This window comes from Paraburkholderia sp. MM5384-R2 (assembly GCF_014201025.1).
GTDB classification, from domain to species: Bacteria; Pseudomonadota; Gammaproteobacteria; order Burkholderiales; family Burkholderiaceae; genus Paraburkholderia; species Paraburkholderia tuberum.
Window position 1 is genome coordinate 208,358 of record NZ_JACHDI010000001.1, and the last position, 12,367, is coordinate 220,724.

At 61.2% G+C, this 12,367-nt stretch carries 17 protein-coding genes and 3 pseudogenes; 17 read left to right on the top strand and 3 right to left on the bottom strand.

Annotation, left to right across the window (positions count from 1 at the left end; genetic code table 11):
• The first annotated feature begins 22 nt into the window (after positions 1-22).
• The 4 genes from HDG37_RS01025 (at position 23) to HDG37_RS01040 (ending at position 2,418) form a co-directional block, all read left to right on the top strand.
• On the top strand, positions 23-301 hold the full coding sequence (locus HDG37_RS01025) for a UDP-glucose 4-epimerase (RefSeq protein ID WP_184043620.1): 279 nt from the start codon (positions 23-25) through the stop codon (positions 299-301).
• A 14-nt stretch (positions 302-315) separates the two neighbouring features.
• Positions 316-1,011 (top strand): CBS domain-containing protein, encoded by a 696-nt coding sequence (locus HDG37_RS01030; protein WP_184043622.1) that lies wholly within the window; start codon positions 316-318, stop codon positions 1,009-1,011.
• 133 nt (positions 1,012-1,144) lie between these two features.
• Entirely contained in the window at positions 1,145-2,101 is a 957-nt protein-coding gene (locus HDG37_RS01035; protein WP_184043624.1) for a DnaJ C-terminal domain-containing protein, read from the top strand.
• The gene (locus HDG37_RS01040) at positions 2,098-2,418 is read left to right on the top strand and encodes a chaperone modulator CbpM (protein WP_184043626.1); all 321 of its coding nucleotides are present in this window, start codon (positions 2,098-2,100) and stop codon (positions 2,416-2,418) included. The genes HDG37_RS01035 and HDG37_RS01040 overlap by 4 nt, the downstream gene beginning before the upstream one ends.
• Positions 2,419-2,451: 33 nt before the next feature.
• On the opposite strand, the gene HDG37_RS01045 is transcribed toward HDG37_RS01040, so the two are convergent.
• Positions 2,452-2,964 carry a hypothetical protein gene (locus tag HDG37_RS01045; RefSeq protein ID WP_184043628.1) on the bottom strand — a complete coding sequence of 171 codons (513 nt, stop codon included), beginning with the start codon at positions 2,962-2,964 and terminating at the stop codon, positions 2,452-2,454.
• A 225-nt stretch (positions 2,965-3,189) separates the two neighbouring features.
• Here HDG37_RS01045 and HDG37_RS01050 point away from each other — a divergent pair, with 225 nt between their 5' ends.
• The 6 genes and pseudogenes from HDG37_RS01050 to HDG37_RS01075 all read left to right on the top strand — a co-directional run.
• On the top strand, positions 3,190-3,369 hold the full coding sequence (locus HDG37_RS01050) for a hypothetical protein (protein WP_184043630.1): 180 nt from the start codon (positions 3,190-3,192) through the stop codon (positions 3,367-3,369).
• Between the two features lie 411 nt (positions 3,370-3,780).
• Positions 3,781-4,290 carry a DUF1269 domain-containing protein gene (locus HDG37_RS01055; protein ID WP_184044460.1) on the top strand — a complete coding sequence of 170 codons (510 nt, stop codon included), beginning with the start codon at positions 3,781-3,783 and terminating at the stop codon, positions 4,288-4,290.
• Positions 4,291-4,347: 57 nt separating this feature from the next.
• Positions 4,348-5,580: a molybdopterin-dependent oxidoreductase gene (locus tag HDG37_RS01060; protein ID WP_184043632.1), complete on the top strand. Its 1,233-nt coding sequence runs from the start codon at positions 4,348-4,350 to the stop codon at positions 5,578-5,580.
• 10 nt (positions 5,581-5,590) lie between these two features.
• Positions 5,591-5,932 carry a cytochrome c gene (locus HDG37_RS01065; RefSeq protein ID WP_184043634.1) on the top strand — a complete coding sequence of 114 codons (342 nt, stop codon included), beginning with the start codon at positions 5,591-5,593 and terminating at the stop codon, positions 5,930-5,932.
• Between the two features lie 105 nt (positions 5,933-6,037).
• Positions 6,038-6,319: a hypothetical protein gene (locus tag HDG37_RS01070; protein ID WP_184043636.1), complete on the top strand. Its 282-nt coding sequence runs from the start codon at positions 6,038-6,040 to the stop codon at positions 6,317-6,319.
• A gap of 267 nt (positions 6,320-6,586) precedes the next feature.
• A pseudogene (locus HDG37_RS01075) lies at positions 6,587-6,948 on the top strand (IS110 family transposase); the annotation flags it as partial.
• Here the strand turns inward: HDG37_RS01075 and HDG37_RS01080 are convergent.
• Complete coding sequence (locus tag HDG37_RS01080) at positions 6,895-7,875, bottom strand: AraC family transcriptional regulator (protein ID WP_184043638.1); 981 nt, start codon at positions 7,873-7,875, stop codon at positions 6,895-6,897. The pseudogene HDG37_RS01075 and the gene HDG37_RS01080 sit on opposite strands and share 54 nt — an antisense overlap.
• 187 nt (positions 7,876-8,062) lie before the next feature.
• On the opposite strand from HDG37_RS01080, the gene HDG37_RS01085 reads away from it, so the two are divergent.
• A complete protein-coding gene (locus HDG37_RS01085; RefSeq protein ID WP_311540832.1) occupies positions 8,063-9,100 on the top strand; it encodes an SDR family NAD(P)-dependent oxidoreductase in 1,038 nt (345 codons plus the stop codon).
• Positions 9,101-9,228: 128 nt separating this feature from the next.
• Positions 9,229-9,579: a YciI family protein gene (locus HDG37_RS01090; RefSeq protein ID WP_184043640.1), complete on the top strand. Its 351-nt coding sequence runs from the start codon at positions 9,229-9,231 to the stop codon at positions 9,577-9,579.
• A 10-nt stretch (positions 9,580-9,589) separates the two neighbouring features.
• Here HDG37_RS01090 and HDG37_RS01095 read toward each other — a convergent pair.
• Positions 9,590-10,111: pseudogene (locus tag HDG37_RS01095) on the bottom strand (LemA family protein); the annotation flags it as partial.
• Between the two features lie 275 nt (positions 10,112-10,386).
• On the opposite strand from HDG37_RS01095, the gene HDG37_RS01100 reads away from it, so the two are divergent.
• The 5 genes and pseudogenes from HDG37_RS01100 to HDG37_RS01120 form a co-directional block, all read left to right on the top strand.
• On the top strand, positions 10,387-10,665 hold the full coding sequence (locus HDG37_RS01100; protein WP_184043642.1) for a F0F1 ATP synthase subunit gamma: 279 nt from the start codon (positions 10,387-10,389) through the stop codon (positions 10,663-10,665).
• Positions 10,662-11,114 carry a hypothetical protein gene (locus HDG37_RS01105; RefSeq protein WP_311540833.1) on the top strand — a complete coding sequence of 151 codons (453 nt, stop codon included), beginning with the start codon at positions 10,662-10,664 and terminating at the stop codon, positions 11,112-11,114. Before HDG37_RS01100 ends, HDG37_RS01105 begins: the two co-directional genes overlap by 4 nt.
• Before the next feature lie 217 nt (positions 11,115-11,331).
• Positions 11,332-11,571: a hypothetical protein gene (locus tag HDG37_RS01110; protein WP_184043644.1), complete on the top strand. Its 240-nt coding sequence runs from the start codon at positions 11,332-11,334 to the stop codon at positions 11,569-11,571.
• A 175-nt stretch (positions 11,572-11,746) separates the two neighbouring features.
• The gene (locus HDG37_RS01115; RefSeq protein ID WP_184043646.1) at positions 11,747-12,061 is read left to right on the top strand and encodes a hypothetical protein; all 315 of its coding nucleotides are present in this window, start codon (positions 11,747-11,749) and stop codon (positions 12,059-12,061) included.
• Between the two features lie 48 nt (positions 12,062-12,109).
• A pseudogene (locus HDG37_RS01120) lies at positions 12,110-12,307 on the top strand (ATP-binding cassette domain-containing protein); the annotation flags it as partial.
• Between the last annotated feature and the right edge of the window lie 60 nt (positions 12,308-12,367).

A 12,367-nucleotide genomic window follows, 5' to 3' on the forward strand; every position in this document is an offset into this window, starting at 1 on the left:
GGTGAAACATCAGGAGCGACTCATGGCGCTTTCCGGAAAAGTTGGCGACGGCCATTGGTCGGTATCGGTCGTGACGCATCCGACGGCGGGCGGTTTCAACTGCTCGATCCAGCTCAGTCACACGACACCGGAAGGCGTCTTCACCCACGAGTTCACGCACAGCAGCGTACTTCCGAGCGAACGCGAAGCCGTGCTCGCCGGGCTGCGCGAGGGGATGGTGTGGGTGCAGCTGAAGATGTCAAAGACGTTGTCGCTTCAGGCGGCAGACTACGCTCAACTCAAACCACACTCAACGCAATAGTCAGGAGACCTGCCATGCGTGCTTTCGACATAATGACCCGTAACGTGGTATCCGTCAGGCCCGACATGACGGTGCGCGAAGTCGCGAGGATGTTCGTGGAAAAGAGAATCAGCGGCGCGCCGGTAGTCGATGCGGCCGACGCTATCGTCGGCATGATCAGCGAAGGCGATCTGCTTCGACGCGTCGAGCTCGACACCGATAAACCCGTGCGTTCGTCATGGCTCGACCTGTTCTCCGCGAGCGACGACGCTCGCAACTATGTGAAGTCGCATGGACTGAAAGTCGAAGACGTGATGTCGCGCGAGGTCGTCTCCGCGGACGAAGACACGCCGATCAGCGACGTCGCCACACTTCTCGAAACGCAGCATATCAAACGCGTGCCCGTGACCAGGGCCGGCAAGATGAGCGGCATTATCAGCCGAGCCAATCTGATTCAGGCATTGGCCAGTCTCCCGGAGGAGCCTGCGCGCGACGCCGGCGCCGACGTCACGGACCGGGAGATTCGTGCGATGTTGATGGGCGAGTTGGCCGGCCACAAGTGGGCATTCGCAGGACGCAACATCGTCGTGAGCGACGGCGTGATCCATCTCTGGGGCGTCTTCCACTCGGCGGAGTCCGTTCAGGCGGTTCGCGTGGCAGCCGAGAGCATCCCCGGCGTGAAGGGCGTCGACGACCATACGGAGCCGTATCAGGTCATGCCGGGTATTTGAACGGCCGGCCGTCGGCGAGAGAGCCGCCGCGGCTCTGCCGGGCTGTCCGGATTGGTATAAAGTGAACCGGGCGCCGCCACTGGCGCGTTGGACCCATATTGCCGCCCCCGTTCCTCATCGGTCAGCCTCCAAAATGAAATACAGGGACTATTACGAGATCCTGGGTCTCGAACGCAGCGCTTCTCAGGAAGACGTCAAGCGTTCGTATCGTAAGCTCGCGCGCAAATATCATCCTGACGTCAGCAAGCATGACGATGCGGAAGACCGCTTCAAGGAGTTGGGCGAGGCCTACGAGGTGCTCAAGGACCCCGAGAAGCGCGCCGCCTACGATCGCATGGGCGACAAATGGCGCGACGGTCAGGATTTTCAGCCGCCGCCTAACTGGGACGAAGGCTTCGAATTCCGCGGCGCGGGCAGTCAGCCGGGTGCGCAGACCGACTTCCATGAATTCTTCGAGTCGATGTTCGGCGGCGCGCGCGGCGCGCATGCGCATGCGGGGCCCCGGGCGTTCAACGTGCGAGGCGAAGATCATCACGCGAAAGTGCTGATCGATCTCGAAGACGCGTATCGCGGCGCGCAGCGTTCGATCTCGCTGCAAGTGCCGGTGATCGATGCGCAAGGCCATGTCGCACTGGAATCGCGCACGCTCGACATATCGATTCCGAAAGGGATACGCGCGGGCCAGCATCTTCGGCTCGGCGGCCAGGGCGGCGCGGGCGCCACGCCCGCGGACGCTGGCGACCTCTACCTGGAAATCGGGTTTCGCGAACATCCACGCTTTCGCGTCGACGGCCGCGACGTATCGCTCGAATTGCCGGTCGCGCCGTGGGAAGCCGCGCTGGGCGCGAAGATCGCGGTGCCGACGCCGGATGGCATGGTCGAGATGACAATACCGCGGGGTTCCGCCGGCGGCCGACGCCTGAGACTCAGAGGCAAGGGGATCCCCGCCAACCCGCCTGGCGATCTCTACGTGATACTGAACATCGTTCTGCCGCCGGCGGACAGCGAAACGGCGAAGGCCGCTTACGAATCGATGCAACGGGCCTTCAACTTCGATCCGCGCGCGCACTTTTATGGAGGATCATCGTGAAAGAGACCAGGACGACGACCTGCCTGCAAGGACAGGTTGTCGACGAGAGTGTCGAGTTTACGCTCGTCGAATTAAGTCGGGCGAGCGGGGCATCGGAAGAGGAATTGAGGCTTTGGGTCTCCGAAGGCGTGTTCGAACCCAAGGGGGATCAACCGCAGGAATGGCGTTTCAGTGGTGCGGCGTTTCGGCGCGTACGGACCGCACAGCGGCTCGCACGCGATCTTCAGATCAACCCACCTGGCATCGCGCTCGCCCTCGATCTGCTCGACGAAATCGACGCGCTGCGCGCGCGTGTCAATCGTCCTCGTGCTGGTTAGACGCTGGTGCGCGATGTGTGCAGCGGCGTTGCGTCAGGCTACGCGCAGTGCGTCGTCTTTCGCCGGCCGCGCTGACGCGTCGCTGGGAGATAGCACCGGCAAGGAGGCCTGTACTGCCTCGGCAATGGCAAGCGAGAGTCTGTAGCGACAGAGGTCGCTGGGTCGGCCGGTAGGGTCGTAGGTGCTGTAGGCCAAACTGGATGTGCCATCGTCCGAGTAGTCGCCGGTGTCCGCTACGAGCAGGCTGATCAGAACTTTACCCGGTTTCGTGCCGTCGCCTGGCAAGCACAGTTGAATCCTTGCAAAGAGATCGGGACTGTCGCCAGACCGGTCCAGCACGTGTTCATATACGGGCAGCAAGGTGACGCCGTGGAGGGCGACGGTAAAGCCGGGCTTGTTGCCTAACGCCTTGTACACGATACCTTTGAGTGTGAAGCGGGGCTCATGGCAGGGCGCCTCCAGCGCAACCGACAATGCCCGCGCGGCGGCGTCAAGCGAGGCCGCGCGGTCTAGCAGGTAGGCGACTTCGTCGGCATTGTGGGACATGGCGAACTCCATCTGAAATATGCGAACACCCTGACGAGCCGCCCGGACGATGTTGTCCAGGATCAGTATGGCCGCCAATCTGACGGGCATCACCACAAGCTTAGTGACGTGTCCGCCGCCGCATTTGATGCAAATCAATCTGGCCGAAATGTTCGCTGCCCGTGTGCTGCGCTGGCTGGTCCATTACCGCTTCGGATTTATCGGCGCGGCTTGTAGACGAGCGACATGGCGGCAGAGCGTGTCCAGCCATCGTCGCCCGGCCGTATCCAGCGGATCGATCTCGCCACGGACGAACTGGCGCGGGACATCTCGTTTGCGTCGAGCCATGACATCGGCGTTGCAGAGGTGATCGGACTTGCCCGTGTGCTCGGGCTTGCGCCGCGCGACATGGTCATCTCGCGATAGAAGGCGCCTGCTTTGACGGCGGTGCGTCCATTACGCCGGAAGTCGCTGCCGCGGCGGCGTGGGCCGTTGAGCGCGTGGTGGCCGAGGTTGCCGGCTCAGGTCGACAGGCGGCGATATGACGCCAAAAGGGGCGTGCCGTAGTTCCTCCTGCGCTGCGGCGATGTTGAATGCTCCCGTGGCTTCCCGATGTGAACCGCGTCGACGCTCTGTAGTGCGCGCTGGTCGTCCGCGATGACACTCTCCGAGGATGCCAGCCGGATCGGCTCAGTCTGATCGGTGCGACGAAGGAAGTCAGTCGGAATTGAGACTATATTGAATGACAGAATTTCCATGCACATCGTGCGGGTCGGGTGGCGCACAGTCATGGGTGACCCGGCCGGGGTTCCGGGTATTCCCTACAGGAGGCACGAGATGAGGCGCATCTATTTCCTGTTGCCCAACGTCGAGAGCGCAAAAGGGATCATCGACGAACTCCTTCTCAAGCGCGTCGAATGGCGGCATATCCACGTGCTGGCCCGCCCCGATGTACCTCTCGAAGACTTGCCCGCAGCGACGCTTGCGCAGCGCAGCGACCTGCTTCCCGCGCTCGCGCGGGGGACCGCAGCGGGTGGCGTTACCGGCATGCTCGCCGGCCTCGTCGCGATGGCCTTTCCTCCGGCCGGACTCACCATTGCCGGCGGCGCCGTGGTCTTGATGACATTGGCGAGTGCCGGATTTGGAGCGTGGACTGCGACGATGATCGGCGTCGACGTGCCCAACACCCGTCTGAAGCGCTTCGAAGACGCGGTCGCGAAAGGTGAATTGCTGATGATGGTCGACGTCAGGACCGACCGCGCTGAAGAAATTGAACTGCTGGTCAAGAATCACCATCCGGAGGCGGATGTCGAGGGCACGGATCCGACCATACCTGCGTTTCCTTAATTTCCGCAGACCCGATAGGGACATAAAGAAGCCGATAGGCGTGCACAGGAGACCACAATGAGAGACGAATACGGGACGAAACGCCGACAGTTCGTTCATGCCTTGGCGGCAGGCGGCCTGATAGGCATGGGTGGCGGTTGGGTACGCCGCTCGTGGGCTGCCAATGCAGTGACGCTGCCGTTCGCGAACGGTCTGCGAGAGTTGACGAGTGGGTTTCCGCATAAGGGTGAGATGCTGCTCTTGCGAAGCCGCCCGCCTTTGCTCGAAACACCGTTTTCCGTATTCGACGAAGGCGTGTTCACCCCAAATGACCGGTTTTTCGTGCGTTGGCATCTGGCCGGCATTCCGACCCGGGTCGACGGCGGCGCCTTCCAACTGGTGGTGCGGGGACTGGTCGGCCGCGAACTTAGCCTGAGCGTCAGCGAAATCATGAATGGCTTTGCTCACGTCGAAGTGGCTGCCGTGAATCAGTGCGCAGGCAACTCTCGCGGTTTCTTCAAACCGCGTGTCGCCGGCGGAGAGTGGGGCAACGGCGCGATGGGCAACGCCGTGTGGACCGGCGTGCGGCTCAAGGATATTCTGGATCGGGCAGGGGTTAAGGCGGGCGCCGTTCAGGTTCGTTTCAATGGGCTCGACACAGGGGTGATCGGGGCCACGCCCGACTTCATCAAAACGCTCACTGTCGACCATGCCCGCGACGGCGAAGTGATCGTTGCGTTCGGGATGAACGGCCAGGCGTTGCCGTTTCTGAACGGGTTCCCGTTGCGGCTCGTGGTGCCCGGTTGGTATTCGACATACTGGATGAAGATGCTGAACGACATCGAGGTCATCGACCGGCCGGACGAGAATTTCTGGATGGCCAAGGCGTACCAGATTCCCGACACACCTCACGCGAATGTCGAACCCGGACAGACTGGCGTCAAGACGGTGCCCATCAACCGGATGGTGCCAAGATCGTTCTTCACGAACCTCGGCGACGGTTCCGTGCTCCCGGTGATGCGGACGCAGACGGTCAGGGGAATCGCATTCGGTGGCGACGCGGGTGTGCAGCGGGTCATGTTTTCCTCCGACGGGGGCGGTTCATGGATGCCGGCGCGCCTTGAAAAAAGCTATGGAAAATACAGCTTCCGCCGCTGGGATGCGCAGTTCACGCCCCATTACGCCGGCCAGTTTGTGTTGAAGGTGAAGGCGGTCAACGAGAACGGCGTTGAGCAGCCGGACACACCGAACTGGAACAGCGGCGGCTATATGCGCAATGTCGTCGAATCGGCAACTGTGGTCGTCGCGTGAGGAGGCGAACATGAAAGCGTCTGCTGCAGTGCTGCTGGTATGGGCGAGTTGTGTGAGCGCGTCTGCCATGGCCGGGCCGGACAAGCCTGGAGGCGCCGCCGTAATCCGGACCGTCGACGTCACGCTGCCCAATGGCACCCTGACTTTCCCGCCGGGCGTTGGTTCGAACCTCGCGAACGCGCAATGCGTGATTTGCCATTCAGCCGGAATGGTCACCCGGCAACCGCCATTGTCGTTTCAGGAGTGGAAAGCGGAAGTGGCCAAGATGCGTGCGGTCTACGGTGCGCCGCTGGCTGCCGATGAGGTTGATCAGATCGCACGATATCTGACGGCGATCAACGGGAAGCCTTGAATCCTTGCGCGTCGGATACGCGGTAGTAAGAGCATTAATCACCACAACCCGCTGTCGGCATTGTGTCTGCCATCGCGGCTTTCCAAACTTTCCCCGGAGCAGCAAATGGCAAAGAAAGTACTTACGGCCGAACAAATCCGTGAAGAAGTGCGTAGGCGCATCCATCAGGACAAACCAGCAGGTGAAGACCGGGTGGAAATACCAGTCCCGCTGCCGAAGGTCCACGCGGTAGATGCTCAGACGCGCAACTGGAATATGGAATCGATAGGTCACGCTGGGCACGACGCCTACGTCCGGCGTGTTATCGAGGAGGCGAGGAGAGAGTTCTTTCTATCTGACGCCGCTGAGCACGACGAAAAGTTAGGCGATTCGATCGCGCGCCGCTGAGTACCGCACGTTTCTGACCGAGTACCAGACTGTGCTTGCCGACGAAACGCTGGTCGCGAAGGAGCTCAAACGGTCCCGTGCAGAACTGGAGCGGCGCAGAATGTCGGTGATCCTGAAGGGGCCGCAGCAGGCCAGTCCGCTGCCGATCAGAACTGCGCCCAGTAATGGAATGAACGTGTCCCACCCGTGAACGTGAGAGCAAAGGAAGATGGACCCTCGCAGACAACGGCATCAGTTTGGTCAAGGTGGTAAATACACGGTTTTCCGAGGGTGAGGTTCCTTGAGCGCTTTGCCAACCGGGCTCCGTGCCTGATCGGAATGGAGGCGTGTGGCGGTGCGCATCGCTGGGCGCGGCAGCTGATGAAGATGGGACACGAGGTGAAACTGATGCCTGCCGAATTCGTGAAGGCATTCAACATTCGCAACAAGAGCGACGCGGCAGACGCCCGCGCTATCTGTACGGTGAGGTGATGAGCAGAGGTCGAGCGAAACTGGACAGAGAGATACCAACGGTGCTCGAACGAGTCGCCAAGCGACGACCAGCAGTGCCGATCGATACGCTACGTGACCAGTGTTCAGGAGTCGGTTTTCCTGAGCGCCAAACGCGCGGCCTGCGGCGTCTTCCCCGTCCACGCCTGAAATGCCCGCGCAAACGAGTTGGGGTCCTCAAAGCCCAGCAGAAATGAGATCTCTGCGCCGGACATCGACGAATTGACGAGGTAGTGTTTTGCGAGCGACTCACGCAGGGCGTCCAGCGTCTCCTGGAAACTGGTGCCTTCAGCCTTCAACTTGCGCTGCAGGGTCCGAGTGCTGACACCGAGTTTGCGACAGACGACATCCATCGACAGTTCACCAGCCGGCAGCGCCTCGAGTAGCACGCCGCGCAGTCGTTCCACCATGCTGGCAGCTCGGTCCAACTCCGCCAGTCGCGTGCGCAGAGCAGGCTCGAAATACGACCACATCTTGTGGTTCTCGGTCAGGAAGGGGCGTTCAACGTCCGCGGCAGTAAAAACCAGCGTGGCCAATGCGGTGCAGTCGACCGGTACGCCGAAGTACGCCTCGTATGCACGGAGGTCCGACTCCGATCCCGGCGGCACGGGCAAACCTGCCCGCAACGGTCGCACGTGGCTGCGCGTAGCGAGTCGTGCGAGCTGCACGAAGAACACCAGCTTGAACGCCAGGAACACGCTCGGTGGAGACTCCGTGCGGTCCAGGAAGTCGATGGTGACCGTGCAGTGCGTCGCCGTTCGTGCCACGTTGATCTCGATCGGCGCGACAAGCCTGACGTACTTCGCGATGCGGTGAAGCGCTCCCTCCATGTTGGCGCTGCAGAGCGCGGCAAAAAGCTCCGGGTCGAACCAGTCGGAAGACATCACCTGAGCTACGCGCAATGGAGCCGGACAGTCTGCCTGCACAGCCTCGGCCTCGGCCTCAATGGCCCTCCAGAGTTTGAAGAAGTCCGCCGAGTTCAGACGCACGTTTTCGCGGGCGAACAGATCGCCCGGGAGCTGTGCGCGGCGGAGCACGCTCGGCGTTGCCAATCCTGCGTCCTGCATCAGTAAACGCCAACCCGGCCACACGGCGTACCCCAACGGGGGGCCGCGGTAGCTATTTGGCGGGATTCTCTGTTCTGTAGACATGGACGAAGTTTAAGCGGTCGATCGCGACAGCGCACTCGCCGAACGCGCCAACAACGTACATCATCGTTGGCGCGTTTGGAAGATTCATTGGCGCGTTCGGCGAGTGCGCGCGACGCGACTCAACGGCAAAGTGCTGCTTAAGCCAGTGGTGTCGTCAAAATCAGGTGCGCCAGGCGGGTTATTCATCGTTGCCGACGCGGCGTGGCGTCAATTCGATGCTTTTGCTGGGCTTGTTGCAGCAGCCGTCAGGCTCGACCCTGCCAGCTCCGACCGGGAATTACCCAGCCCGGCCTGCATGGCAGAGACAACATGCCGTATCTTTGGGGAAGTACAAGTGAAAAAGACTGTCCTGATCACGGGCGCATCGTCGGGTTTTGGATTGATGCTTGCCAATCACCTTCATCAACAGGGTTTTACCGTTATAGGTACCAGCCGTGAGCCGGAGAAATACGCGGGTAAGGTGCCATACAAACTGCTACGCCTGAATATCGATGAAGATAGCTCCATCGAGGCGCTTGCCGACGAGTTGTTCCGACACGTTAAACAGCTGGATGTACTGGTTAATAATGCAGGTTACATGGTCACAGGCATCGCAGAAGAAACGCCAATCAAACTGGGCAGGCAACAGTTCGAGACCAACTTCTGGGGCGCGGTCAAGGTGACAAATGCCTTGCTGCCGAAGTTCCGGGCCCAGAAGCACGGGCAGATCATCACCGTGAGTTCTATCGTGGGGTTGATCGGCCCACCGAACCTGTCGTATTACACTGCTTCCAAGCATGCGGTTCAGGGTTTCTTCAAGTCGTTACGTTTTGAACTGAATCAGTTCAACATCAAGGTTAGCATGGTGGAACCGGTCTGGTTCAAAACGAATCTTGGCAACAATGCCGTCTCCGCAGGCAGCGGCAACATCGCCGACTATAACGCATACCGGAAACAGGTGACAGCCGCGACGCAAAAAGGCATTGACGAAGCGGAAGCGCCAGATACGGTTGTCAATTCTATTACCAAGCTGATAAATGCCAGAGCGCCGAAATTCAGCAATCCTGTTGGAAAAATGACAGGCATGATTCTTTTCCTTCAAAACTACGCACCAAAAATATTTGAAGGTTCGATACTTAAAAGCGTAAGAACGGCGAACTGAAGCTCCCGGCGCTCATCAATCTTTCAGGTGAGCGGCACGCTGCCCGACGAACGAAGATCAGTTGGAAAAATCACGTTTGTCGTGGGTTCGGGAATGACAGTCAATGCGCCAAATGAGAGGACTTAACGATGAAATATTATCTTTGCAAATTTATTCCGCCGCGTGCGGATTTCCTCGCGACGATGTCTGCCGATGAAAAGGAATGGATGAGGCAGCATGGAGTCTTCCTGAACGAGCTTCTCGACAAAGGGCTAATCGTCGCCCATGGGCCCGTGATTGATGACGCTGGGGGCTACGGCGTATCGCTCTACCAGATTGCCGACGACCAGGATATTTCCTCGCTGACATCGGAAGACCCGATCGTGAAGAACGGTGTTGGTCATTACGAACACTACACCATGCTTCATTTGACAACGCGCGCAACGCGCCGAAGTCGGTGCGTGGATGACGGTGGACAGGCGTTGGGTCCGGCACCGTGAAAGTCGGCTTGTCGCGCTGCGGATGCATGACATCCGCAAGGTGCAAAGGCAAGCTGTGACGCGCCGCGTTGTAGCGCCGTGCCGCTTCGTCGTAGCGCTCGCGCGCGAAGGCGATCCGGCCGGCCGACGAGGCGAGCCGCGACTGCAGCGCGTGAAACGGCGGGCTCGCGCTCAGACGGTGGACACCCTCGCAGGCGATCAGCAGTTGCGAAATCGCGTCGGTCAGATCGCGTTGCGCGACATCGAAGTGTTCAAAAGAAGCCGGCGAATCGAGCAGCGCGGGCGATGCATGCAGATCCGCGACGGCCGCGCGTGACCTTGCCACTTTCCCGAGCACCGGCGCATCGGGCGGCAGATACCCGCGCGCGAGCGTGAGCGCCTGCGCTGTCAGCTCGAGGCGTGCGTCGTACAGGTCCAGCACGTCGGCGACCGCCGCGGCGAGTTCGTGTTCGGCAGCCGGCGCCGGATCGGTCCCGCATCCGGACATGCAAAGCAGCGCAAACAGAATCGAAACGATCAGAGCCGCTCTCATGTCGTCCTCGCTGCGGGGTGATTACGTGGCCGTGGCCGTGTGCATCGCCAGCGTAAGCGCGTCGCGCAGGTTCGGCTTGATCGTCGTCAATAAAGCGCGGTTCGGCATCGCGACGCGGCTCTCGGCGCGTGTCCCCGGCCGGGGTCGCTTGCGAGGTTTGATCAGGATCAGATTTCATCCGCGGCGTACCGCTATCGTGGGGATTCCAGAACCGATCGTGGAGTGCGCGACGCGAGCGCCGTGGGCGGACGCGACGCAAGCAGATTGGAGCCGCGATGAGCAGCAAACTCAGTGAGATCGAGAGCCGCATTGCCTCGGCGAGACAGCTCGACACGGTGATCGGCGCGATGCGCGGCATCGCCGCCGTGCGCGTCGCGGCGATGCTGGCGGCGAGCCGTCATGTGAAGGACCGGCTGCAGGAACTCACGCGCGACTACCGGATCGTTCGGCAGGACGAGATCACCGCCGAAATCGCCGAAATCGCCGAAATCTCCGAACTGGCCGCGACGGGCGCCTGCGCGCCGATGACTCCGCCGGCGCAGGGGCAGTCGTGAAGCGCGCCGCGTGCTGGCTCTGTGTGTCGATGCTCAGTCCGGTGCTGATCGCCGGCTGTGCGAGCGCGGCGCGCGAAGCGGCCTTCCGTCGCGAGGAGGTCGCGCTGTTCGAGGCGCGCCAGCAGGCCGCCGTGCGTTGCGAAGCACAGGACGATTGCGAGGCGGCGTGGGCGCGCGCACGCGCGTTCGTCGCCACGCATTCGGCGAGCCGGATCGTTCGCGCTGACGACACACAGATCGAAACCGCGCGACCGCATTCGTTCGGCTTCGTGTATCTCGCGGCGCTGAAGGAGCACACCGACGAAGGTAACACGCTGATCCAGCTGAAAGCGATGTGCCGCGGTATGTACGACACCGACGGCAAAGCGAGCCTGCTGTATTCGACCTGTGCGGATGCAATCGTCGCGGTCGAAGGCGAGTTTCGCGCATGGATGCGCTCGGCGAGATGACGCAGGCCGCCGGTGCGCGCGAGCATATCAGTCCGCGCCAAGGTGACGCTGTCGTCCGATCGTTCATCGAGGGTCAGCCGATTCCTACGATCGGTCTCGACGGACTACCCGCGTTTCCGCCGTCGCTGATTTAGATAACGCGGTTCGTTGCCAATAATAGATTCGACGGCACGCCGCATTGCACGGCGTCCACGTCGACGAGACTGAGGAGTAGGCAATGAACGACACTGTCAATCCGCTGCGGACACTGGTCGAGAAATGGCTTGCGCCTACCCGCGCGACACCCGCGCATGTCGTGCGCACCGGCCGCATGGCGATCACGCGGGCGCGTTATGTCCGGCTCGAAGGCGCGATTTCTTCAAGACCCCTGACGATCGTTTTTTTCCGGCACGGCACCGGTTCGTGGAATGTGTTCCCACCCGATGAACAGGTACCTGCGATGAGCGCGCGGTTTTAAGCGCCAGGTATTCGGTGACGCGCGCGAACCAATGACCGCTTGCACCGCTCTTCATCGCGCTTGACTCAGGTCAATGACCACGTTTTGCGTCGTAACACTATAAGCCGGTGGTAACTGGCGCTGACCACGGACGGTTCGCAGAGCGTCCGGACGATATGCGAGAGGGGAGCGGAGGATGGGCATCAGCATGCAGATTGTCTATCTTGGCTTCCCAGGTGCGGCGCAGCTTGAAGCGGAGGCAGGTGCGCAACTGGTGCGTCTCGCGCGGTTCGAAGCGCTCTTGTCGAACTGCCATCTGGCGATCGAGGCATTACGCCCGGACCGCACCAGCCTGCTTTACGACGTGCGGCTCGATCTGATCACGCCCGCGCACGAATTCAAGCCGATCGCTCATTGCGCAGGCGAGAACGCCGAGGCGGCGATTCGTGGCGCGTTCGATCTCGCGGAACAAGAACTCGAAACGATCGCAGCGCGAGCGCGCACGCACTGACCGACGGCGGCCCGACACACGCTTGATTCAGGTCAAGCCGCAAATGGGGAGATCTCCGGCGGCGAGCAGCAGCGTGTTGCCATCGCACGCGCGATCCTCAGCCAGCCCGACATCCTGATCCTCGATGAGCCGACCGCCTCGCTCGATGGCGACACCGGCCGCTCGGTGATCGAATTCGTCAAGCACGAGGTGCTCAACGCGCATCGCTGCGTCTTCATCGTGACGCATGACAGCCGCATCTTCGAGTCTGATTCAGATCAAGGCCGGTGCGCTGGGCTGGGAGTACTTGTGGTGTCGTGACACATT

What these genes read in the sequence shown, in the direction of transcription:
- HDG37_RS01115 (WP_184043646.1), top strand. Translation starts at nt 11,747, where the DNA reads ATGGGCATCAGCATGCAGATTGTCTATCTTGGCTTCCCAGGTGCGGCG.
- HDG37_RS01025 (WP_184043620.1), top strand. Translation starts at nt 23, where the DNA reads ATGGCGCTTTCCGGAAAAGTTGGCGACGGCCATTGGTCGGTATCGGTC.
- HDG37_RS01050 (WP_184043630.1), top strand. Translation starts at nt 3,190, where the DNA reads ATGGCGGCAGAGCGTGTCCAGCCATCGTCGCCCGGCCGTATCCAGCGG.
- HDG37_RS01070 (WP_184043636.1), top strand. Translation starts at nt 6,038, where the DNA reads ATGGCAAAGAAAGTACTTACGGCCGAACAAATCCGTGAAGAAGTGCGT.
- HDG37_RS01100 (WP_184043642.1), top strand. Translation starts at nt 10,387, where the DNA reads ATGAGCAGCAAACTCAGTGAGATCGAGAGCCGCATTGCCTCGGCGAGA.
- HDG37_RS01055 (WP_184044460.1), top strand. Translation starts at nt 3,781, where the DNA reads ATGAGGCGCATCTATTTCCTGTTGCCCAACGTCGAGAGCGCAAAAGGG.
- HDG37_RS01060 (WP_184043632.1), top strand. Translation starts at nt 4,348, where the DNA reads ATGAGAGACGAATACGGGACGAAACGCCGACAGTTCGTTCATGCCTTG.
- HDG37_RS01110 (WP_184043644.1), top strand. Translation starts at nt 11,332, where the DNA reads ATGAACGACACTGTCAATCCGCTGCGGACACTGGTCGAGAAATGGCTT.
- HDG37_RS01035 (WP_184043624.1), top strand. Translation starts at nt 1,145, where the DNA reads ATGAAATACAGGGACTATTACGAGATCCTGGGTCTCGAACGCAGCGCT.
- HDG37_RS01030 (WP_184043622.1), top strand. Translation starts at nt 316, where the DNA reads ATGCGTGCTTTCGACATAATGACCCGTAACGTGGTATCCGTCAGGCCC.
- HDG37_RS01080 (WP_184043638.1), bottom strand. Translation starts at nt 7,875, where the DNA reads ATGCAGGACGCAGGATTGGCAACGCCGAGCGTGCTCCGCCGCGCACAG.
- HDG37_RS01090 (WP_184043640.1), top strand. Translation starts at nt 9,229, where the DNA reads ATGAAATATTATCTTTGCAAATTTATTCCGCCGCGTGCGGATTTCCTC.
- HDG37_RS01065 (WP_184043634.1), top strand. Translation starts at nt 5,591, where the DNA reads ATGAAAGCGTCTGCTGCAGTGCTGCTGGTATGGGCGAGTTGTGTGAGC.
- HDG37_RS01045 (WP_184043628.1), bottom strand. Translation starts at nt 2,964, where the DNA reads ATGTCCCACAATGCCGACGAAGTCGCCTACCTGCTAGACCGCGCGGCC.